General features: G+C 44.7%; 19 protein-coding genes. 12 read left to right on the top strand and 7 right to left on the bottom strand.

The window, feature by feature from the left end; genetic code table 11:
* The first annotated feature begins 16 nt into the window (after nucleotides 1–16).
* The 12 genes from ACKI5J_RS19015 (at nucleotide 17) to ACKI5J_RS18960 (ending at nucleotide 16514) form a co-directional block, all read left to right on the top strand.
* Nucleotides 17–1246, top strand: a complete 1230-nt coding sequence (locus ACKI5J_RS19015) for an MFS transporter (RefSeq protein ID WP_407431376.1) — start codon at nucleotides 17–19, stop codon at nucleotides 1244–1246.
* A gap of 209 nt (nucleotides 1247–1455) precedes the next feature.
* Nucleotides 1456–1683, top strand: coding sequence for a hypothetical protein (locus tag ACKI5J_RS19010; RefSeq protein ID WP_407431374.1), 228 nt, complete (start codon nucleotides 1456–1458; stop codon nucleotides 1681–1683).
* A 172-nt stretch (nucleotides 1684–1855) separates the two neighbouring features.
* Nucleotides 1856–4234, top strand: a complete 2379-nt coding sequence (locus ACKI5J_RS19005; protein ID WP_407431372.1) for a TonB-dependent siderophore receptor — start codon at nucleotides 1856–1858, stop codon at nucleotides 4232–4234.
* Nucleotides 4235–4352: 118 nt separating this feature from the next.
* On the top strand, nucleotides 4353–4709 hold the full coding sequence (locus ACKI5J_RS19000; protein ID WP_407431370.1) for a PadR family transcriptional regulator: 357 nt from the start codon (nucleotides 4353–4355) through the stop codon (nucleotides 4707–4709).
* Nucleotides 4706–7903, top strand: coding sequence for a DUF2723 domain-containing protein (locus tag ACKI5J_RS18995; protein ID WP_407431368.1), 3198 nt, complete (start codon nucleotides 4706–4708; stop codon nucleotides 7901–7903). Before ACKI5J_RS19000 ends, ACKI5J_RS18995 begins: the two co-directional genes overlap by 4 nt.
* Before the next feature lie 282 nt (nucleotides 7904–8185).
* The gene (locus ACKI5J_RS18990) at nucleotides 8186–8389 is read left to right on the top strand and encodes a hypothetical protein (protein ID WP_407431366.1); all 204 of its coding nucleotides are present in this window, start codon (nucleotides 8186–8188) and stop codon (nucleotides 8387–8389) included.
* 139 nt (nucleotides 8390–8528) lie between these two features.
* Nucleotides 8529–9674: a glycosyltransferase family 1 protein gene (locus tag ACKI5J_RS18985; RefSeq protein WP_407431364.1), complete on the top strand. Its 1146-nt coding sequence runs from the start codon at nucleotides 8529–8531 to the stop codon at nucleotides 9672–9674.
* Between the two features lie 80 nt (nucleotides 9675–9754).
* The gene (locus ACKI5J_RS18980; RefSeq protein ID WP_407431362.1) at nucleotides 9755–12703 is read left to right on the top strand and encodes a CheR family methyltransferase; all 2949 of its coding nucleotides are present in this window, start codon (nucleotides 9755–9757) and stop codon (nucleotides 12701–12703) included.
* A gap of 1 nt (nucleotide 12704) precedes the next feature.
* Nucleotides 12705–14306 carry a PAS domain S-box protein gene (locus ACKI5J_RS18975; protein ID WP_407431360.1) on the top strand — a complete coding sequence of 534 codons (1602 nt, stop codon included), beginning with the start codon at nucleotides 12705–12707 and terminating at the stop codon, nucleotides 14304–14306.
* An 8-nt stretch (nucleotides 14307–14314) separates the two neighbouring features.
* The gene (locus ACKI5J_RS18970) at nucleotides 14315–15334 is read left to right on the top strand and encodes a chemotaxis protein CheB (protein WP_407431358.1); all 1020 of its coding nucleotides are present in this window, start codon (nucleotides 14315–14317) and stop codon (nucleotides 15332–15334) included.
* A 17-nt stretch (nucleotides 15335–15351) separates the two neighbouring features.
* Entirely contained in the window at nucleotides 15352–16002 is a 651-nt protein-coding gene (locus tag ACKI5J_RS18965; RefSeq protein WP_407431356.1) for a response regulator, read from the top strand.
* A 131-nt stretch (nucleotides 16003–16133) separates the two neighbouring features.
* Nucleotides 16134–16514, top strand: coding sequence for a PleD family two-component system response regulator (locus ACKI5J_RS18960; RefSeq protein ID WP_407431354.1), 381 nt, complete (start codon nucleotides 16134–16136; stop codon nucleotides 16512–16514).
* 7 nt (nucleotides 16515–16521) lie between these two features.
* On the opposite strand, the gene ACKI5J_RS18955 is transcribed toward ACKI5J_RS18960, so the two are convergent.
* The 7 genes from ACKI5J_RS18955 to ACKI5J_RS18925 all read right to left on the bottom strand — a co-directional run bounded on the left by ACKI5J_RS18955 (nucleotide 16522) and on the right by ACKI5J_RS18925 (nucleotide 23294).
* Nucleotides 16522–17799, bottom strand: coding sequence for a glycosyltransferase family 4 protein (locus ACKI5J_RS18955; RefSeq protein WP_407431352.1), 1278 nt, complete (start codon nucleotides 17797–17799; stop codon nucleotides 16522–16524).
* Nucleotides 17774–18958 (bottom strand): family 1 glycosylhydrolase, encoded by a 1185-nt coding sequence (locus tag ACKI5J_RS18950; RefSeq protein WP_407431350.1) that lies wholly within the window; start codon nucleotides 18956–18958, stop codon nucleotides 17774–17776. The genes ACKI5J_RS18955 and ACKI5J_RS18950 overlap by 26 nt, the downstream gene beginning before the upstream one ends.
* A gap of 217 nt (nucleotides 18959–19175) precedes the next feature.
* Nucleotides 19176–20006, bottom strand: coding sequence for a hypothetical protein (locus ACKI5J_RS18945; protein WP_407431348.1), 831 nt, complete (start codon nucleotides 20004–20006; stop codon nucleotides 19176–19178).
* Between the two features lie 123 nt (nucleotides 20007–20129).
* Nucleotides 20130–20327, bottom strand: coding sequence for a hypothetical protein (locus ACKI5J_RS18940; protein ID WP_407431346.1), 198 nt, complete (start codon nucleotides 20325–20327; stop codon nucleotides 20130–20132).
* 63 nt (nucleotides 20328–20390) lie between these two features.
* Nucleotides 20391–21593 (bottom strand): DUF763 domain-containing protein, encoded by a 1203-nt coding sequence (locus ACKI5J_RS18935; RefSeq protein ID WP_407431344.1) that lies wholly within the window; start codon nucleotides 21591–21593, stop codon nucleotides 20391–20393.
* 32 nt (nucleotides 21594–21625) lie between these two features.
* On the bottom strand, nucleotides 21626–22555 hold the full coding sequence (locus ACKI5J_RS18930) for a PRC-barrel domain-containing protein (RefSeq protein WP_407431342.1): 930 nt from the start codon (nucleotides 22553–22555) through the stop codon (nucleotides 21626–21628).
* A gap of 115 nt (nucleotides 22556–22670) precedes the next feature.
* Nucleotides 22671–23294, bottom strand: coding sequence for a DUF4142 domain-containing protein (locus tag ACKI5J_RS18925; protein WP_407431340.1), 624 nt, complete (start codon nucleotides 23292–23294; stop codon nucleotides 22671–22673).
* Nucleotides 23295–23349: the final 55 nt, after the last annotated feature.

Below are 23349 nucleotides of genomic sequence, written 5' to 3'. Positions count from 1 at the left end.
GAATAAAAACCTGCCAATGATCGCTAAGCCTGAAATTAAGTCCAATAACATTGTCATTCTCGTAATTGTTGCCGCGCTGGGATATTTCGTCGACATTTATGATCTTGTCATATTTTCCATTGTAAGGGTACAAAGTTTCCGCGATATAGGGATCCCGGAGGCTGACATGCGCCTGGATGGCGAGTATGTCCTGAATATGCAGATGGGTGGATTGCTTATCGGAGGAATCCTTTGGGGAATCATTGGCGACAAGTTCGGCCGGATCAGGGTGCTTTTCGGGTCAATCCTATTATACTCGATAGCTAACATTGCAAATGGGTTCGTAAATGATATTGATAGCTATGCTCTCATTCGCTTCGTTGCGGGCATAGGTCTTGCCGGGGAATTAGGTGCCGGGATCACGCTCGTTAGCGAAAGCATGAGCAAAGAAAAACGGGGTTATGGGACGATGATTGTTGCCGGTATCGGCGTACTCGGTGCCATTGCGGCTTACTACGTGTCGGAGCATTACAGCTGGCGCCAGGCGTACTTTGTGGGCGGTGGGATCGGGTTATTACTGCTCGTATTAAGAGTCGGTACGTTCGAGTCAGGTATGTTCAGCCAGACCGCCTCCAAAAAGATCAGGAAAGGTGATATATGGATGCTTTTTACCTCCAAAGAGCGACTATCGCGGTATATATACTGCTTACTCATCGGATTACCTATCTGGTTTGTTGTGGGAATATTGGTTACTCAGGCACCGGAGTTTGGACGGGCATTGGGTGCTCAAACCGTGCTGAGTGCAGGAAAAGGAATTATGTTCACTTATATCGGTATTTCTTTAGGCGACATTATCGCCGGTTTTTTGGCTCAGATAACCAGGTCGAGAAAACTGGCCGTGTTTGTTTTTCAGATCATGATCGTTGCCAGCTCAGTTTGGTATCTAAGCAGTACGGGTATCACCGCGTATCAATTTCACTGGTTGGCTTTCTTTATGGGACTTGCTGTGGGGTATTGGGCGACGTTCGTTACGATTGCATCGGAGCAATTCGGCACAAACCTTCGTGCCACGGTCACTACCACGGCGCCGAACTTCGTGCGCGGAGCCCTGATACCCAGCACCCTTCTGTTCGAATATTTTGTTCACAAGTTTTCTATTATTACGGCTGGTTATATTATGATATTTCTGTTGACCGGCATAGCCATGCTGGCACTAACACAGCTCAAAGAAAGTTTCAATAAGGACCTTGACTATCTTGAAGAATGAAACCGGGATAAGCCAATTCGATTGAGCGAAAGAGAATCGGCTATCGCTTTGTAAGAATACGAAATCCGTTTCCCAATCTGTTAATGTCGATTTTTCGCCGTTTTTTCAAAATCGTCCGGCGTTTAGCAGAAATTGTATGAAGCAAGGTAAGGGATTCCGCTCAGGAAGCCTTTATACTTAGGTTATACATCGTCAATATAAAGGCGTGGATGACCAGAGGAAAGGCTGAGAAAAGTCCGACTTTTCACTCATCAGGTCGGACTAATCTCGGGACTATCAGCGGGTATTATGGGACCCATATAAACGATGTCTTTAATGAAACCCCTGTAAGTAGTAATGCTCATGCCACTCCAGGCTTTGTAAGCAGATGTCTTTCTGTAGGCTTCGCTCTGGTTCCCCTAAACTTTATATCTGGCAGACCTATTGGCGTCCTTTAGCTGCACGAGCAAAGGTGCCAAAAAAGGGATTCTATAGTATCATTTAATAAAGATTATCCAAGACTCCTGTTTCCTGCAAGCAGGTTAATTAGAATTATTCTTAATAATTTTTTGGAATTGGCTAAAGTGTTTTTACTTTTGGCGCCAATTAGAATTAATCTAAATAATGATCATGATTAAAAATTTTACGTTTGTTCTTCTTTTTCTGTTCACGCAAACTACCCTGATGGCGCAAGAACCCGCACGCATCACCGGTAGGGTGACTTCGCAGGGAGCAAGTCTGGTATTTGCAACGGTATCGCTAAACGGTTCTCAGAAAAGTACTAAGACAAACGAGAACGGTTTCTTCGAATTTAGGAATGTGAAAGAAGGAGTTTACGAGTTACGGGTATCCCTTGTGGGTTTCGAGCCACAGATCAGAAGTGTTAAGATCCATCCGGGAGATGATCTGAAATTTAGTTTCGAACTTCGGGAGAAGACGAGTAATCTGGACGAAGTAGAAATATTCGGCGAAAGAAACAAGCAGCCTGAGAAGCTTGACGTTATAACACGGTTACCTCTAAAACCAAGCGATCAGATTCAGAGCATCTCCGTGGTATCAAGTCGCTTAATTGAACAGCAAGGCGCTTTGACTATTTCGGACGCTGCCCGCAATGTTCCGGGGGTATATACATTTGCTACTTATGGTGGGGTAAGAGAAAGTATGTCGTCCCGGGGATACAGAGGAATTCCGGTTTTGAAGAACGGAATCCGTACCAATTCAGATTTCCGCGGTACTGGTGTTTTAACGGACATGCAGGGAATTGAAAGCATTCAGGTTTTAAAGGGTGCTGCGGCGATCACGCAGGGTGTTGCTACCGATATAGGCAGTCCGGGTGGTATCATAAACCTGGTAACGAAGACGCCAAAGTTTGAAAATTCAGGCAGTGCTTCGCTGAGAGTGGGAAGCTGGGGACAGGTTCGTCCGGCATTTGACGTACAGGGTGTCGTTAACGAAGCGCAAACTGTGGCGTTCCGGTTGAATGGCGTTTACGAACGGTCAGACAGTTACAGACCAGTAAGATCTTTAAATAAAATCTATGTTAATCCTTCCCTGGAATGGAGACCCGATAGCAAGACATCCTTAACCCTGGAGATGGATCATTTAAATGATGACAGGACGCCCGACCTGGGAACGGTGAATCTGGCGTCTAATGACATCAACGCCATTTATCATCTTCCGTATGACCGTTATCTCGGTTTCACGAACGATATTACTACGACAAAAAACACGACCTACACAGCGCGTTTAAAGCGTGAGTTGAACAATAAGCTTACTCTTAGAACAACCTATATCCGGTCTGATCTGTTTGTCGACAACAGCGGCGCAAGTTTAGGCACTGTGAGAGGTGATTATACAAAACGCACCCGTTCCGTAAGTGGTTCTACGCGCGATGATCAAAATTCTATTTTGCAACTCGATTTGATCGGACAAGATGTACATACAGGTCCGTTTAAGCATACATTCCAGGTGGGAGTTGACTTTCGTACCAACAGCTTAACCACAAGTAACACCAAGGATATTGCTATAGACACCATAGATGTAACAGCTCCTGTAAACAATAAGCTTGTTACAACCAAGCCTTTCGAAAACGATGTACTGGTTACGGCACATGAAACTTATTATGGTGCTCTTGCACAGGATGTGATATCCTATAGCAACTGGCTTAAGTTGGTGTTAGGAGTACGGTATAGCTACGCGCAGACCAAAGGTTCAGAAAAGATAGGAGTAACGACTGGAGGAGCCTGGAATCCTCAGATAGGACTTATGCTAAGCCCCAGGGAAAATATCAACGTTTTCGGTTCATACACCAGTTCAACAAGCCTTCGTAGCGCTGCGAACATAGATGTGAACGGCAATCCTATAGGCAACTCGCGCAGCGACCAGTTTGAAGCAGGTGTAAAATCTGACTGGCTGAACAACAGGCTGCGCTTCAACCTTACCTTATACAAGATCAACAACAAGAACCTTGCAATGGTTGTTTATGATGAGAACTGGAATCCTACTCCATTTTATGAAAAAGGCGGCAACGATGAGCGAAAAGGCATCGAGGTGGAGCTGACAGGCCGCATACTGTCTAACCTGGAAGTTATCGCGGGATATTCTTATATCGATGCAAAATACAAAGATCACACGTCTTACTATTATAATTCAGCTCCACTGAACACACCGAAACATACTTATAACTTATATGCTAATTATCAGGTAAAAAATGGAGATCTGAAGGGTCTCGCGATTGGTGGGGGCGTTTATTATGTAGGTAAGCGTCCGATGAACGACTGGGCGAGAACGGTAACCCATGAAGGTATCGTTCCCGGACAGAAGCCTTTTGATATTAAGTCGCTTACTACAGTTAATGCGCAAGTGTCATATAACTTCACCAGCAAACTCGGCGCAAGGGTGTTGTTTAACAATATTTTTGATAAAATCGGATACAACGCATACCGCACGTCCTGGATCAATCAGACCGACCCGCGCAGTTTCGCAGGGGTACTGACTTATAGATGGTAATCAGTCTCTACCGTGATTTACGTAAAGCACCTGCCGAAAGGGGGGTGCTTTTTTTTTCGTCCGGCTGTAGATAACTTACTGGAAATCTATATACATAATTTCCTTATGTATATAGAATATGTTATATTCGTACATGGCAATATCCAGTAGTATGCTCAAGGGAAGCTTGCAAACTATCCTCTTAAAACTCCTACATGAAAACGGGAAAATGTATGGCTATGAGATCACTCAGAAAGTAAAGGTTATCACAAACGGCGAGATAAAGCTAACTGAAGGTGCAATCTATCCCTCTCTGCATAAGCTTGTGGCAGAAGGCCTGCTCATAACCCATACGGAGATGCATGAAAACAGGGTGCGTAAGTATTATGCGCTGACTGCTGCAGGGGAGACCGAACTGGCTGACAAAATGAAGGAGGCCGAGAGCTTCATTGGTCATTTGCAATTACTTCTACAACTTAAACCTGACCTGTCATGAACCTGAGCAAACGACAGCTTGCTGACATCCGCACTTTTCTCCATAAGGTTAATACCGCTCCGGAGCTTTTTGATGAAATGTATGACCACGTTGTAAGTGCACTGGAGTCGGAGCCCCCTAATACTTCCTTTGACATGAAAGTTGTGGAGCATCTGGTGCTTTCTGAATTTCAGCCGGTGGTTCAAACAGAGGCGGACGTCAATGCTTACAAGCGATTGAACTCGCTGATAGGTGTCCTCTTATTTGTGATAACGAGTTTTACGTATTGGTTGACAATGGAACCTACGGTCAGCTTTTGGGATTGTGGGGAGTTCATTGCCGCCGCCTATAAGTTGCAGGTGGGACACCAACCGGGAGCACCTCTGTTTCTCATGCTTGGCAAACTATTTTCAATGCTTTCGTTTGGTGAATCATCAAAAGTCGCTTATTGGGTCAACATGAGTTCCGTTGTGGCCAGTGGTGCTACTGTCATGTTCTTATTTTGGACGATAACTTCGATAGGGACAAGAATTTATCAACGTGTAAAGCAGCCCTCGGCCAGCATTTTGGTTGCCGGAATGGTTGGCTCACTCGCTTTTGCCTTCTCAGACACCTTCTGGTTCTCTGCCGTAGAGGCAGAGGTTTATGCTATGTCGACCTTATTTACAGCAATAGTGTTTTGGGCAGCATTGAAATGGGAGATATCGGGTGAAGACCGCTGGCTTGTCTTTATAGCGTTTGTGGTTGGGCTCTCGATAGGTATACATCTGCTGAGCCTATTGGTGATTCCGGCGGTTTCTCTAATCTATTACTTCAAGAAGCAGCCGCGTCCCCGGTTGAAGGGAATCTGCTTTGCTTTCCTGACGGGTTGTTTTTTGATAGCGGCGGTCCAGTACGGAATCATTCAGTATCTCGTGCTGGCAGCAGCAAATTCAGACTTGTTCTTTGTAAATAGCTTCCATGCAAGTTTCGGCACTGGGGCAGCGCTGTTCCTTATCTTCGTAGGAGCCGTCATAGCTGCAGGGGTGGTCATCTCCATCAGGCGAAAGTGGTATCTTGTGAATTTAGGTCTGATATGCCTGACATTCGTGCTACTCGGTTACAGCTCGTATTTTATGATCTATATACGGGCGAATGCCAAACCCAATATAAACCTCAGTAATCCGGATAATCCCTTTTCTTTGTATGAGTATCTTGGCCGTTCCGGATATGGAACAACACCGCTGTTATACGGCCAGACATTTGATGCCAAGCCAATCCGCCACGACCAAGGAGCTCCTTTTTATCGAAAAAACGACGGAAAGTATGAGGTCTCGGGTTTTAAGTATAAAACCGATTATGACAAGAATCACGTCTTTCCAAGAACACATAGTCAAAAACCAGGTCACGCAGATTTTTATAGGTACTGGCTTGCTTTAGAAGAAGGACAAAGCCCAGGCATGATAGAAAATCTAAGCTTCTTTAGTTCCTGGCAACTAGGTTTTATGTATTGGAGGTATTTCTTCTGGAACTTTGCCGGTCGGCAAAATGACAATCAAGGGCAGGGTAATACACTTGAAGGGAACTGGATTTCGGGAATTCGACCGGTAGATGCATTACGGCTTGGCAATCAGAGTGGCTTGCCGCCAAGCGTAAAAGATAACCCGGCACATAATATCTTTTATGGTTTGCCCTTGATAATAGGTCTTGCCGGAATATTATGGATCTATCGAAAAAGCAAACGTGATTTCTTTACGCTTCTGAGTTTGTTTTTCCTGACAGGAATCGCAATTGTATTGTATCTCAACCAGGACCCCCTTCAGGTAAGAGAACGGGATTACGCTTACGTAGGGTCTTTCTATGCGTTTGCGATATTTATCGGCTTTGGCTTTATGGCAGTTAAAGATGCTTTAAGGCGAGTTAGCCCGGCTAAGGCGTCTTTTGTCGCGGCTGCTTCAATATGCATGATAAGTGCTCCCGGATTGATGCTTAAAGAAGGCTGGGATGATCACGATCGGTCAGATAAGTTCACCGCTTTGCATTGGGCTAAAAATTATCTTAACTCCTGTGCTCCGAATGCTATTTTATTTACTAATGCAGATAACGATACCTTTCCTCTATGGTACGCTCAGGAAGTCGAAGGAATTCGTACTGACGTGCGTGTAGTGTGCAGGCAGTTTCTGGCCGACGATGCCTACATCAGCCAAATGAAAAAAACGTCAGGTCTGTCGGCTCCGCTTCCTATAAGCATGGATCGCTCGATATACATGGACGGCGTCAGAGACTATTTTCCGTTTGTTGATTATGGAATTACGGATAGCGTGAACCTGGGTGATCTTGTAGATGTAATGAAGTCGGACGCAAAGGAGGATAAGGTTCAGATGTCTGACGGTTCATTCATTAACTTTCTCCCTACAAAAAAGTTCAAACTGGAAGTTCAGGCGAAAACCTTGCTTGCTACCGGGACCCTTAAGCATGATGAACTAAACAGGATAAGTAATATCGAGTGGACCTTTAATAAGGATTTCGCCACCAAGGCAGACCTGGTGTTCTTCGACATCTTGGTCGGTAATGAATGGAAACGTCCGATCTACTTTGCGACATCAGTATCTGAAGATACCTATGTTGGACTGGAGGATTATCTTCATCTGGAGGGTTACGCCTACAGGCTTTTACCACTCAGGCCTGAACCCGGTATTAAAGCAGATAAATCAGAACGGACGCGTTCAGATATCATGTATTCTAACTTCATGACCAGGTTTGAGCTTTCTTCATATTCGGAGGCCTCCTACAATGACCCCGACACACGAAGGGCGATCGGAGAAACATGGAAGTTAGCCAATGTACTTGCCGACAATCTGATCGCAGAGGGAAAAGGCATGCAGGCGGATGCTGTGATGCAAAAGAGCCTTAGGGATTTACCTGTCGATATAAGTACTGTCACAGATACGGTGAACCGGATGATGACCGTGAAAAATCTTTATGCCTGTAACCGAAAGGATCAGGCCAGGGACATGGCAGAAAATACCGTCGAATTTCTTGATGCAGAGCTGACTTTTATCTCGTCCCTTCCGGACAGCCAGCAAAGTGGCGTGCTCCAGGATATCCGCATAGGCATGTACGTATTGCAGTCGCTTCAGATACTGGCCGCAGACAATAAGCAGACGGAGTTTTCGTCATCTATTAAAAGAAACATGGAATGGCTGAGTCAGAAGTTCGCGCTAGCTGATGTCTGAAAATTTGCTAAAATTCTCCACTCTTGCGCATCGTGCATATTCAAAGTCCTGGGAAGCTGATCTTCCCCGGACTTTGAATTCTGACCATAAATCTGTACCTTTGCATCAAACGGTATATTTCTAGTGTTTTCTATGTAACCTGTTTAGATAACCACCGGTTATCTCCAACTTCCAGTCACTTTGTTTGTCAAACCGTTACAACAGGGGAAGTTCTTAAGCGAACAGTTTCAATTCTTATGACGAGGTTACATTTTTTATGCTTATAAATTTAATTTAATTATTATGGCTAAGTCACAGGCAACCTTCATGAAAAAGCAATTGGAAAAAACAAGACAAAAGAAGAAGGAAGAAAAAGAGCTACGCAAACAAGAGCGTCAGCAAAATTCTACAGGTGGTAGTCTTGAAAGTATGTTAGCTTACGTGAATGAATTCGGTGAGATCGTATCAACTCCTCCAGACCATGTAAAGCCTCCTGTTGTTGAATAAAACGGGGGAATCGGCAGAAGAGCTGGCCAGATAAGTACTGATTTCTCAGAATAAGTACTTGATTTAATACATGTTCACAAACGAAGAAGGGTAATTTGAGTAGTTAATATGACTGAAATATTAATTCTAACCTTCTTCTATGAAAAACATGGCTCGTTTTCCGGAACATATTATTTGTTTCTCCCACCTCAGATGGGATTTCGTTTACCAACGCCCACAGCATCTGCTTTCGAGATTCTCCAATGAAAGTACCATTCATTTTTTTGAAGAACCAGTTTACGATGCCGAAGGTGAACCTTACCTGACCTTTTCAAGGCGCGAATCCGATATCTGGGTCACCATCCCACATCTTCCTGCAAACCTGTCGATGGCTGAGGAGAATAACATCCTTACATCGTTATTAGGATCATTACTTGTTGAAGAGCGCATGCAAAGAGTTGCTTTTTGGTATTATACACCTATGGCGCTGGAGTTTAGCGACAAGTATCAGCCTGGATTAATGGTATATGACTGTATGGATGAACTTTCGGCATTTAAATATGCACCTCCGTCTATCAAAGCGCTGGAGAGAAGGTTGATGGCGAAAGCGGATGTCGTTTTCACGGGTGGTCAATCTCTTTATGAAGCGAAAAAGGACCAGCATGCCAACATACATCCTTTTCCAAGCAGTATCGATAAACAACATTTTATAAAGGCCAGGAAGAATCAGTTCCAACCAGCTGACCAGAAAGGGCTTAAGGGTCCAAAGATCGGGTTCTATGGCGTTATCGATGAACGATTTGACATCGGGTTGGTTGCATCGATAGCAGATTCCCGACCGGATTGGCAAATCATCCTTATCGGGCCAGTGGTCAAAATCGATCCTGCAACGCTACCTCAGAAGCCGAACATCCACTACTTGGGGCCAAAAAGATATGAGGAGCTTCCAGTCTATCTCTCGGGATGGGATGTGGCGCTTATACCGTTTTTAATAAACGACTCTACACGTTTCATAAGTCCGACTAAAACTCCTGAATATCTGGCAGCAGGTATACCTGTGGTGTCTACCGCCATACGGGATGTGGTTAATCCATATGGGCTGGGCCGGATAGTACACATAGGCTTTCATTCGGGAGACTTTGTCAAAGCCATTGATATTGAACTCGCCAGGACGGACAAGGCGTCCTGGCTGACCAAGGTTGACGCGTTCCTGGAAGGGAACTCATGGAACGCAACCTATATCTCTATGCATAAAATCTGCCAGGAGGCTATCTTGAACAAAAGCAGAATCTCAGTCGCCAGCTAACAAGAAGTTCGGTTTATACGTAGCATATTATAGTACTTGCCGCATCTTTTCGTGTTACAGATGGGTAGTGAGCAAACACTATGGGTAAACTAATACTCCTATATTTGTGGGTATTCGAAATTATGGCCAAAACAAAAGCGAGCAGCTCCCTTACAAAGCAAACAAAAGACAACAAACCAAGTGAAGGCTTTCACCCGATTATATGCCTGGGAGGATCAGCAGGCGCATTCAGCTCCTATGAAGTTTTCTTTAAGCACATCCCTGCAGACACGGGGATGTCGTTTGTGGTTATCATGCACCTCGATGCCAATCATCAGGGTAGTGTTCCTGAATTGATTCAATCGTTTACTGGGATGCCCGTAGTGGAGGCTGCTGATGGCATATATGTTGAAATAAATCATGTATATGTCATTCCGCCCAGTATGGATATGGGAATACATGACCGTAAGCTCTTGCTGCTTAATCAATCGAAGCCTAAAGGGTTTAGCCTACCTATCGATTACTTTCTTCAAAGTTTGGCTGACGATCAATGGAGTAAAGCCGTGGCTGTTGTTTTCTCGGGCATGGGATCAGATGGGGAAACCGGTGTGAGACTTATAAAAGAGCGACTCGGTATGGTCATGGTTCAGGATCCGGCGACTGCCGCCTATGATAGTATGCCACTTGCAGCCATAAAAACGAACATGGTTGATTATGTGCTACCGCCAGAGGAAATGCCCCTGAAGTTGATTCAATATGTCAACCACCCCATTCTGAGCGAGAATGTTGATTCACAGGATCACATGGAGTTAATGAATTCCCATGCGCTTCAGAAAGTGTTGATGCTTCTTCGCTCTCATACCGGTCACGACTTCTCGATGTACAAAACAAGCACGGTGGTACGGAGGATTGAAAGACGGATCGCCTATCATCAGCTGCCAGACCTCGGATATTATGTCGACTATCTTCGCGAACATCCGCATGAGATTGACGCCCTGTTCAATGAGCTGCTGATTGGAGTGACCAAATTCTTCAGAGATATAGAGGCATTCGAATCACTGAAAACCCGGTTGAGCATCTTACTTGGTAATAAAGACACTGATGAACCTGTCAGAATCTGGACTGTTGGCTGCTCAACCGGCGAAGAGGCGTATTCCATCGCGATGATTGTTTCTGAATGCTTAAGCGAACTGAAGAGGTCTATCTTGCCCAGAATACAAATCTTTGCTACCGATTTGGACATGGAGGCCATTGAACGGGCCAGAATTGGCTGCTACCGTGAAAATATAGCGGCTGACGTGTCGGAAGAACGTATCAACCGCTTTTTTATACGCAAAGATCAATTTTATTTCGTTAAGAAGGAGCTGAGGGAAATGATTGTTTTCGCCCAGCACAACATGATAAAGGACGCCCCTTTTACCAAGCTGGATCTAGTTACCTGCCGTAACGTGATGATCTACCTGACCGCCGAGTTGCAGAAGAAGATAATACCTGTTTTTCACTACTCACTGAAACCATCGGGACTCCTGTTTTTGGGTCCGGCTGAAAGTGTAGGTGGCTTTACAGAAATGTTCTCTGCAGTAGATCCAAAGTGGAAGCTATTTGCAAGAAAGGAGGGAACCAATCTCGTAGGTAAGATCCTCGATTTCCCTTTCCATGTAAATAAACAGGCTATGACGCTATCGTCACCCGAAGCTCCTGGTACGGGTCGAAGAAAAACCTCCATAGCGGAATCTTTCAATAAAATTTTATTAGCGTATTTCACTCCTGCCTCGATTCTGATCAACGAAAAAGGCGACATTCTCTATATCAACGGAAAGACCAACAACTACATGAACCTTCCGCAGGGGGAGGCTGTCATGAATGTTCACCGGATGATCCGGGAAGAACTGAAATATATTCTTGGCAACCTTATCCATCAGGCACAGTCAGAAAAAGAGACCGTTAGTGTTGATGATATCGTGCTTAAAGAAGGAGATATGGTCAGATTGGTCTCCATGAAGGCGACGGTCTTGAATGATCGTCCGCTTCAAGGGCTCATCCTTGTCATCTTTGAGGACAAAGGCATTAGGAAAAAGAACTCCCGCCGTGTTAAGGGATTAAAAATGAGCAACGTCGAAGATCTCGAAAAGGAACTGGTGTACACGAAATTACAGCTTCATAGTACGATCGAACAGATGGAAACATCTCTTGAAGAACTGAAGTCCACGAACGAAGAACTGCAAAGCACCAACGAGGAGTCGCTGACTACAAAAGAAGAGATGCAATCGCTCAATGAGGAGCTGATGACCATTAATACGCAGTATCAGGCGAAAACGCTGGAGCTCACGCAGCTCAATAATGACATGAAGAACCTGCTCGACGCGACAGAGATAGGCACCATCTTCCTTGACAATAACCTCAATATCCTGCGTTTCACTCCCCAAGTAAAAAAGCTGTTCAATCTCATACCTTCGGATATCGGCCGCTCTATAACACATATCGTTTCCAATTTTGACAGGCCTTTAGAGAATATTATCAAAAAGGTAATAGACAGACTGATAAGCGAAGAGACGGAGGTGAAAACAAAGACCAATGAGTGGTACAGTGTTCGCATTATGCCTTACAGAACGCTCGAAAACTTCATTAGCGGAGCTGTTATAACGTTTACCGCGATCACAACTTATAAGCAGATGGCTTTCAAGCTATCTACCTTACAGCAGTACTCCGCCGGAGTGGTTCAGGCATTGAAAGAACCAGCCATCCAGCTCGACAAAGATCTAAACGTGGTCACTGCCAATACGTTCTTCCTCAATCACTTCAGTATACGTGAACAGGATATCCTGGAGGTGAATTTTCTTGAATTTGCTGCTGATTACTGGGCTATCAGTAAAGAGCGTCTGGCGGCCCTATGCAGGAGCCAGACAAATGAACGGTTGAGGGTAGAACCAGTTAATAAGAAGGGGGCAGGGATAAAACCTTTTGAAATCAATATACAACCATTCACCAGTAGTGAAACAACTGAAACGTTGATGGTGTTAATCATTGTGGACTCGATAGATATTAGTTAGCTTGAAAAATAAAAGGACATCTACTGGAGAGAGCGGAAAGGAGTTGAAAGATGTTCCTCAGGATCGACTTGCGCCTTATGTCAGTCGATCTGATAATAATGATCTGGAAAAAGACCGGCTATTGCAGGAGCTGCAGGTGCACCAGTTTGAATTGGAGATGCAGAACGACGAATTACGTCGTACAAATGAGGAGCTTGAGATGCAACGCATCCGGTTCCTGGGAATCTACGAACTTGCACCAATCGGATATTTTATACTTGATAATCACGGGAATATCCGCGACGTTAACTCTGCAGGATCTCAGCTCCTGGATATCGATAAAGCGGATCTATTAGGCCGGCGCTTCATAAGTTTTATCGAAATTACAGACCGTGATCACTTTCATCGTTTTTTTCATGATATCATTGATCGTCATGAAAAACGTAACTGTCAGATTCAATTCACCAGTTATAGCGGACAGACTTTTTTTGGACAATTGGAAGGAACTGCAATTGACGGCTTTCTACCCCGCTCAGCAACTTGTTATCTTGCAGTAATTGACATTTCAGAACGAATAGAGGCGGTAGCCAAGCTGGAGGAAACAAAGGAAAGACTGGAGCTTGCACTCGAGGCCTCGGACGCCGGCACCTGGGAATATGACTATGCAACCGGAAAGATATTCCTGAACGATTCCAGCTTTGGGCTCTGTGGAATCGACAACATAACCTATACCGGCGAATACCACAGTTTTCTGGATATCGTGCATTCAAATGATCGCTATATGGTTGACCAACATCTCCGAACGTGTATAAACCATGAAAAGGAGGTGGATATAGAATTCACGATAGTCAGGAACAAAGAAAAGTGCCATGTGTCTATGAGAGGCCATCTGATCCGGCGCCCGGAAAATGTCAAACGCTTTGTGGGAACCATAATGGACATCTCCGAAAAGAAACGCCTGGAGAGTGAGGCGCAACAACTCAAAGTCGAACAGCAGCGTAATATTACCAAGGCCATAATTACTACCGAGGCAACAGAGCGGAAACGGATCAGCGAATCATTGCACGCAGGTGTATGCCAGCTCCTTTATGGCATCAAGCTTAATATTCAGCAGATGGGTGCTCTTAAATCGCCTGACGATCCCTTAGCCAACATGAGCAAACTGGTAGACCTGGCGATCAAAGAAACAAGGAACATCGCTTTTGAACTGGCACCTTCTATTTTGAATGATTTCGGACTTCCTATTACCATTGAAGAGATCTGTAAACGCTTATCGACGCCGCGACTTACCATTCGTTCCGAAACAAAAGGCCTTAATAAACGCCTGAGCTCATCATTAGAAACCTGTGTTTTTCGAATGATTCAGGATCTGATAAACAACGCAATTAAACATTCTGGAGCAGGTGAGGTTGTTGTAAAAGTTAATAGAGGTCATGCGCTTGAAATTACGGTAACTGATAATGGGAAGGGATTTGATCCGGAGTCTTTAACCGGAAATACGCAAGGCACTGGTTTGAGGAACGTGAGCAGCAAGGCGAAACTATATGACGGAACAGTAGATGTGAAATCGCAGCCAGGGAAGGGTACTTGCGTAAAAATTGTATTAAATAAACTAACTGATTAGCCGCCGACATGAACGATATCAAGCATATAATAGTGATAGGTGCATCAGCCGGTGGTTTTAAGGCGATTACTGAACTGGTATCAAAGATTCCGGCAGACTTGCCTGCTGCCATTATGGTGGTGTTGCACTTGTCTAAAGTATCTATGGTGGAAGTGATGCAACATCATATGCAGAAACACACATCATTCCGATGCAGTATTGCCGCTGATGGTGACGCGATTCGTGAAGGTAATCTGTACCTGGCACCAACGGACAGACACATGATAGTAAAGGCTGGCGTAATCCGGATTACCAGAGGCCCTCATGAGAATCGATGGCGTCCGTCTATTGATGTACTTTTCAGGTCTACAGCAGTTGCCTACAGTTCATCGACAATAGGTATTGTGCTCACCGGGATGCTTGATGACGGAACCTCCGGAATGTCGGCCATTAAGCGAAGTGGCGGTATATGTATCGTACAGGAGCCAGGTGAGGCAGAGTTTCCCGACATGCCCAGCAATGTGTTACTAAACGTGGATGTAGATTACCGCGTTCACATCAGCGATATAGGCTACGTCTTGCAGGATATATTTTCCAAACCATCCAGAAAGCAACATGTTATCCCGCGTGACTTGCAAATTGAAGCCGATATAACGGAAAGAATGACCAGCAGCATCGATGAGATGGAACAAATTGCAAAGAACTCCGTCTTCACCTGCCCTGAATGCGGTGGCGGACTGTGGAAGCTGAACAACGATCCTGCGCACCGTTACAGGTGTCATACAGGCCATACCTATAACGAGAAAGTATTGCTTGAAACGCAGGCAGAAAATACAGAAGCATCTGTTTGGGTTTCTATACGGATGATGGAAGAGCGTAAAAGTCTTTTAAAGACAATCAGTAAACATGAAAAACACGCCGGAAACCTGCAGGCGTCATCAAGTTATAATGAAAGTGCAGACTCTATAGATGTTCACATCGAGCGTCTGAAGAATTTTTTGAACTCTTTACATAACGACGGAGATATCATGCAGGATGACCTCGCATAACAATTATACACTATCATATGAAGTCCATTAAAGTTTTTTTAGTTGAAGATCATAACATTGTGCGCAATGGGATTCGAACGCTATTGGAAAGACAGCCAGACATTGAGATCGCCGAGGAGGCAGAAACCGTCAACGAAACGCTCGAGAAACTTAGAACAGGAATACAGGTCGATGTCATATTGTCTGATATCAACATGCCTGATTTGAGCGGTCTGGATCTGATTAATATTATTAAACCAGAATTTCCGGACATACGAATCATCATGCTGACGATGCTGGATCACGAAAATTATATTAAACAAACCATAACCGCCGGAGCGAGTGGCTATCTACTGAAAAATATCGACATTGAACAGATGCTTTTCGCGATCAGGCATATAGCTGCGGGCGGAAGATATATATGTTCAGAAGTGGTGTTTGAAATGCTTAAAAAGCAGCTGAACTCGCCTACTGAGGCAGTCACCGGCCAATCGGTAGATCTGTCGCAACGGGAAGAGGAGGTACTTCATCTTATAGCTGATGGATTTACCAATCAGGAGATTGCCGACAAATTATTCACCAGTCGCAGGACAGTTGAAGGCCACCGGCAGAACTTACTGGAAAAAACCGGCACCAAGAACACCGCTACGCTTATCAGATACGCTATTCGCAATAGCATTATTAACTAGCTCGTTTTGAGGGTAGTTACCACATGATTTTATGTTATAAATTCGTTTTTATCGGTTATTTGGCATTGCTACCTTTATGGTGAACGGCAGGTAATCCAACAACCGCAGTGTTCACTATAAAAAACGATGCGATGAAAGTGAAAAGGAAGATTTTAGTTTTAGACGATGACCGGTATATCCTGGATGTACTCGACGAAGCGCTGACCTATGAAGAGTTCGAGGTGAAAACAGCGATGGATATCAAGTCCTTCTTTAGCTTAATGACAGAGTATCAGCCAAACCTGGTCTTGATTGATTACCTGCTCCAGGGAATCAATGGGGGAGAGGTCTGCCACCAGATCAAGAGTGAGAATCAGACGCGTGAAGTGCCGGTAATTATGATGTCTGCTTATCCGAGGGTATTCGAGTCGCTCGGCACATACGGCTGCGACGAGTTTATTGCCAAACCCTTCGATTTATATGCACTTATAGACAAGGTAAAAAGCCACATGCCACTTGGGCATGCAGGCTAGAATCTTATCAGGCAGCCTTTGTTTTCGCTTTTGCCGGAAGCAGCTTATGCTGTGATGGCGACATTACGCTCTTGTATTGGTCTCTGATCAGCGTGGCGACTTTCTGCCACGTGAACATAGTGTTTACCCTTTTGATGGATTCGATACGCATCAATTGACGCATATGCGCATCAGACAATATCGTGCCTATGGAATCCGCTAATAATGCGGGGTTTTCCGGAGGCACTAAAAAGCCGGTCTTGCCATGTTCGACGCTGTACTTAATCCCTCCTACGTTTGATCCGATTACCGGCGTTCCACAGGCCATCGATTCAAGCGGAGTGATCCCGAAAGGCTCATACCAGGGAGTCGTAACAAATACGTCCGCTGCAGAATAATAGTATTTCAGTATATTTCTGCCCTTTCTCCCCGCAAATGTCACAGCATAGCTGATACCTTCTTCCGTTACGATTGACTTTAGCCGGTTTAGTTCCGCATTATCAGCGCTATCCGGGTTTTCGAAGTCGCCTCCTACTACCAGAAGCCTGACTGGCATATTGGCCTTGCATAATAATGATGTCGCTCTGATAACATTATCTATCCCTTTTCTTGCTACCATACGCCCCAACTGCAGGATTATTTTTTCATCCGGATCAAGGCCGAGTTTCTTTCTTGAATATGACTGACTGATTGGCTGGAACTCCTTCTTACTGAAACCGCAGGGTACGATAGCAATCCGCTCTTCAGACGCCATATAGTAGCTTATAAGGTCCTGTTTGTCCTGCGGACACTCTGCAATAATTGCATCAGCGTACTTTACAATCTCTTTTTCTATCGAGATACGTATTGACGGAAATTTATCATCATCGTGTTGATAGAGCTTCCGGATATACCCCAGTGCATGAAATGTAATGACAAACGGGATACCGAGAATTTCTTTGATCTCCGATGCTACCCAGCCAGACATCCAGAAGTTAGCATGGATCATCTCATAATTCACGCTTTCCCGTTGCATAAACCGAAGCATACTATCTCTGAATTCAGGCATATAGTCCCATAAATCCTCCTTTGGCAAAATGCAAGCAGGACCTGCATTTACATGAATAACGCGTATACCAGGTACCAAAAAAACGATCTTTTCAAGACCGGGATCATCATTTCTCGTGAAGATATCGATATCATAACCCAACGTCGCCAGTTGCTTTGCCAGCTCTGCTACGTAGACATTCTGGCCACCGCTATCCACTCCGCCGATTGTAGCAAGCGGAGATGCGTGTTCACTAATAAACGCGATTTTCGATTTCATAGGAAACGTCTTTTTGTAGTATGTTTTTTCTGATTGTTGTTGCTAGAGGTTGATATAGCGTTCTGTTAGGCTTGCCAGAGATATTTGTATTATCCCAAAGTCCTGAACCATGCCAATAGTTCAAGTCATTCCAGTCCGGCCGGTCAACAATAGGGTAGAGGCACACTCCCCAAAAAGGGATTTCAGGAGCAACCAAGTTAATCTCCCTCCATACAAAGTTGAACCAGTGTGGCCTGTCCACTCCCGAATGGCTGGTTTCGCTCAGAATCATGGGCTTCCCGAAGCGGGAGTATGCTTCTACCAGAAGTTCGGAAAGCGGCCGCCACCTTTGGTCAGGCTCCAGATTGGCCCAGGGTAAAAATGCTTCAAATCCAGTTATCCACTGGTTGTTATAGTAAAAGTTAAGACCCAATATATCCAGGAGGTCGGGAGATCCTCGCAACTCCGGACAAATCCTTCCGCAAAGTATATCCATGGCCTGATATTGAAACTCATGTTGCAACGCCGCCTCTGATATCTGCTCATCTGTAGCATCCGAAGGAGCAACAATATTGACAAGAGGTTCCGTGGCAAGGATAAGTATACGCTTGTCGAGCTCTTTCAAGGCCTTTGCAGCGGCGATATATGCTTTCATGAGCGCATATTTGGCTTCCCATCCCTGTTGCTTACAGTAAGGAAAGGTTTCGCCAGCTTCGGCACATAGCCAGGATAAAAAACTAACCTCGTTGATCGGCGTTATAATAAGGGGCTGACGCGAATCGGTTCTCTCTAAGCAGTGCCGAGCGAATGCGACACTTACCGATACAAACCTTTTTTCAAATTGCGGATGAAAAGGGCTCAGATCATCAGGAAAACCAAAATGACATATGTCCCAGACTTGTTGAATTCCTTTCTCCGAAGCCGTCCTTATCATCAGTTCGGCAACCGAGAAGTCGTACTCGTAAGGCCTGGCTTCAACCTGGCTCCAGCGAATGCCCTCCCTGACGGTGCTGATCCCGAAATCTTTAAGCATCGCGTAATCATGGTCTAGCTGATCGAGATGGCCTGTAATTTTCATAAAGTCAATTCGCTTACCACTTAGATTCAAAAGATCAGCGCACTCAAAACCAGCCATCAGATATGATCTGAATGGATTATCATCAATAGAGTTTATTTCCATTAATAAATAAATGTTTTTCAATAGGTAGATAAAGTATTGACAAACGAACGCTTCTTTTGTTTAGAACAACATTTTCGTTGACCATACTGCGATGTGGAAAACGAGGTTGTAAGGAACCACAGGCCAGTTCAACCACCTGATGAGTGATAAGATCAGGTATTTTTGCCGCGAAAACGCGTATGTTCCACATACACATAATCTTGCGGCAAAACGCTAATTAAGGAAATAAGATAAGTGGTATCCGGGAGAAATCATAAACCGAAGAACTGGCTTTAAACAGCTTGTTAAACATTCCATGGCGCTTCCATTGGAGTACCATGATGTCAGCTTTGATTTCAGACATCTTCTGGTTCAGTTCCTCTGCCTTATTTTTATGCTTAAGATTTACATACCGCACCTTTGGATAATTCATCAGCCTGGATAACTCATGCTTAAAATAATCGCGCATGTAGCATTCGGCCATTTCAGGTAAGCCGTCTGCTGTCAGATGAACAAGTTGGATACCTGATCTGAACGCTCCGGCCAATTTAACCAGGGGACGGATAACAGACATATCACAATATCTGAGGTCAGTTACATAGGCAATATTGTCAATATTCTTGATTACATGGTTCTTGGGAATAATCAGAACGGGACATTTAGCCTTTTCAAGAATGTCATATACTTCGCTCTCGGGAACGTCAGGAACGGAGTTCTTCGCACCCGAAGATATTACAACAAGCTCTATCTGCTCTTTTCTTACGATATCAGAAAGCAGATCATTTGAATATTTAATTTCCAGAAGGTGTGAAACGCTACCCTCAACTTTGGGTTTGTCAGCCTGGCCCCTTTCGCGAACGCCATCAAATTCGTCCAGAGGCACTTCGTCAATAACAGTGTCTACATCTCCTGCATGGACAACCTCTTTCTTTTTATTCTGTACGAAACCCGCATCCACTTTCATCCAGAGGAACGTTTCGGCTTTTAAGCTTTTGGCTATACATATGGCACTTTGGGAAATATCTTCATCCGGGGTGTCTATCGGATTGATGGCAAGTATCTTTTTCATCTTCTGGTTGGTTGTAATGTTAATCATATAACAATTTCAGAAACCAGAATGTTGGCAAGAAAAATACCTATTTGTAAATGAAATTATACGCTTTAAGGACTCCTGCTGGAAGCATGGCGTTTCTTACCTCTCTATAATGCTGTCAAATATCCAGTTAGTGGTTCTTTCGGCTGCCCTATCCTTGCAAAAGACCACGAGATAAAAGTAACCGTTCATCGTTATCGGCACATGCAGCTCGTCTTCGACAGGCATATTTTTTATCTCCAGGTCAGGTATTGCCTGTTCAGCGGCTTTCCGAATCTCATCTGTAGTTGGTTTCATAAATCTTAAACAACTGAAAACTTATTATTGTGTGATAGAAGTATAAGGAAGATAGAGACGATATCAAAAAAGTTTAAGCTGATCGCCGGCCGAGCGACCGGCCTTCCCGAAAACGGTCCGCCCCCCATACTTCCAGGAATCTTTTCGTTCTTTTTCCAGTAAAGCCTCCAGGTTGCTCCGGGGAGTAAATCCTTTCTCTGCTGCTTCTGACATCCTGGAAAGTCGCCTCACAGCGTCCATCTTCTCCGATTGTCCTAACTTAGCACCATCTACAGCTTTTCTTAGCACCTGGATGGTATCGTCATAGACCTTCACTGGAACCGGAAAAGGATGCCCGTCTTTTCCTCCATGAGCCATTGAGAACCGTGCTGGATCACTAAAACGTGTTGGAGTGCCGTAGATAACTTCACTTACCAGTGCAAGCGACTGCAAAGTCCGTGGTCCCATACCAGTCAGCAACAGCAAATCTTCAAAATCCTTCGGCCCTTGTTGATGAGCAACCCAGAGCATAGCACCTAATCTTTTGATGTCGATATCTTTTGATCGGACATCATGGTGCGAAGGCATCACGAGTTTTTTGATTTCCCTGATCATTCGCTCAGGCGGCTCCGTGCTCATGTCCATGATGCTCGATCTTGCCCCTGAAGCTCGTTTGTCAGCGAGATTAATTATTGAACCGACAGCTTCACCATAAACAGATGTGTGCGGATCTTCAACAAAAGATTGTAAACCGGAGGAATGCCAGTGATAACGCCGGGCAGTCGAGCTTCCCTGTCTCATTCCCTGTTGGACCACCGTCCAGTCACCATCACTGCTTACGATGAAAGAATGCATATATAACTGAAAACCATCATGAACGGCCGTGTTATCGACCTTTGCACTTAACTTGCTACTCCTTACCAGCTGATCCCCGTTAAGTCCGGTTCGTTCTGCCACGCCAAGCAATTCTGAAGGTGCCATCAGCGAAGCTTTACCTTTCCCGCCACATATATACAAGCCAAGATCTCTTGATCGTGAATTTACTGAACGCTTTAACGCCCCCATAACGGAGGTGGTTATCCCCGAGGAATGCCAGTCCATACCCATCACCGCGCCCATGCTTTGAAACCAGAAGGGGTCACTCAGACGCCGCAAAACTTCGGCCTTGCCATAATCCAGCACAATAGCTTCGATAATGGCAAGGCCGAGGGTAGACATGCGCTCCGCGAGCCATATCGGTACTTTTCCGTAGTGTAAGGGTAGGTCTGCAGTTCCTGAGCGTTTCATTACTAACAAAGTTAGTAATTTTAACTTAGCTATCAGATCCCTGTCCGAAGCCTCTTACTGTTCTCGACCTGACGTTCAATAATTCGCGTACGGATTTGCTTTCTGAACGTTTCACTTCCTTCTTCCGGTTCCGGATTTATAGTAGTTCCCGCAGTAATTTCAGGATCATCTTTAACCTCTGCTCCGTAATCTTCCAGCACACGCATGGCGACCTCTGATTCTGCAATAGACTGAGTATGTACAGTCACCACGGAACCCTCAGCCGCAAGTTTGGAAAAGTGGGCAGCCTCATCATGATCATCGAATAATGTTCCGAAAAAGCCACTCAGCCTGTTTAAGTACTCAGACTCGCTATGGTGGGTCCCTCGGACAGATACGTCTATATTCTCATCAAGAAAACCACTATTTTTTAGTTTCTGGATTGCTGTCTGCGCAGTGAACCCATTTTCAAACACACCAATAACGGTATGAGGGGTTTTGACTGGTGCCGCTTTACGGCGGCTGTAAAGCCTTTCTTCATCAAAGTGTTCATGAACGTAAAAGTTGTCCTGAAAAGAGGCTGAACTGACCGGATCAGCGTTCATAAAAACACTTCTGATAATTATTTCCGTTTCTAACGATAGATCATTCTTGCTATAATCAGGCAAAGCTGCGAGCTGTTCGGGCGTCACTAAAGGTAATATCACTTCATCTCGCTCAACGTCGATCTCAGCGAGACCTATTGGAACAAGAACTTCGCGTTCTTCGAGATTCCATTCGTTCTCTGCCAGATCCAGAACCAGATAGCGAACTTTACGTGAACCTTCATCAAATAACAGCTCAGCTACCTCGCCCAGGTCTTGACCGCCGGGACCAAGAACTTCCCAACCTTTAATATTAGGCTGACCATCAGCTATTTCAAAATCACTTCCACCCAATTCCTGGAGGTGGTTGCTTTTTACATTCTCATCATGTGCTTCCATTGCGATTCTTTAAAAAAGGTAAAGTAATAAGGCCACTATTAGCAAAATAATTGCGAGCCAAATCCACCATGGATTTTTTTTCTTCGGTTGAACATCGAGTTGAGCCATAGCGTTTCTAGTTAGTTGTATTTACTCTTGAAGGATTTCCCATCGTCTGTTCCTGCTTGTATTTCTTCATCAACGGCTCTGCCTTTTGGTGATGGGCCTTCAATACCGGCAGAGTTTTGGCGGCAAAAGCTTTGACTTCAGGGTCTGTCTCGTTCTTACTGGTTTCTTCGAACAACTTGATAGCATCCATGTGATGCACCATCATAAGGTCCATATATAGTTTGTCAAATTCCTCGCCTGTCTTAGAGCTCAAGTCAGTCAGCTGCCCTTGAAATACATTGCTTATAACCGGTGACAATTGAACGTTTTTGGATGTTGCCAGAGCCTTTAACTCATCATTCGCTTTCGTATGGTCTTTCACCATCTGGGCAGCAAAATCTTTGACGTCCTGATTTTTAGCTGCTTTCTGAGCCAATTTCCCGAACTCAACCTCTGCCATGCCCGCATCGGCCGCCTTCATAAAAAAGGTGGAGGCACCTGCCTGCGTAGTATCCTCATCTGCTGAAATATCTTCCAGATAGGCGGTACTGTCTGTTTCCGTATTTCGTCCGTTGTTGTTTTTACTGTCTGTACAAGCCTGAAACGCAAGTAGAGCGCCAAGCGACATCATTAATAATGTTGTGTTCTTCATAGGTTAATCGTTTGTCATGTTAACCTGTGCCAATTCAAAATGTTTGCAAAATTCA

The organism is Arcticibacter sp. (assembly GCF_045629565.1).
Lineage (GTDB): Bacteria > Bacteroidota > Bacteroidia > Sphingobacteriales > Sphingobacteriaceae > Arcticibacter.
This window is presented reverse-complemented; position numbering and strand designations above follow the sequence as displayed.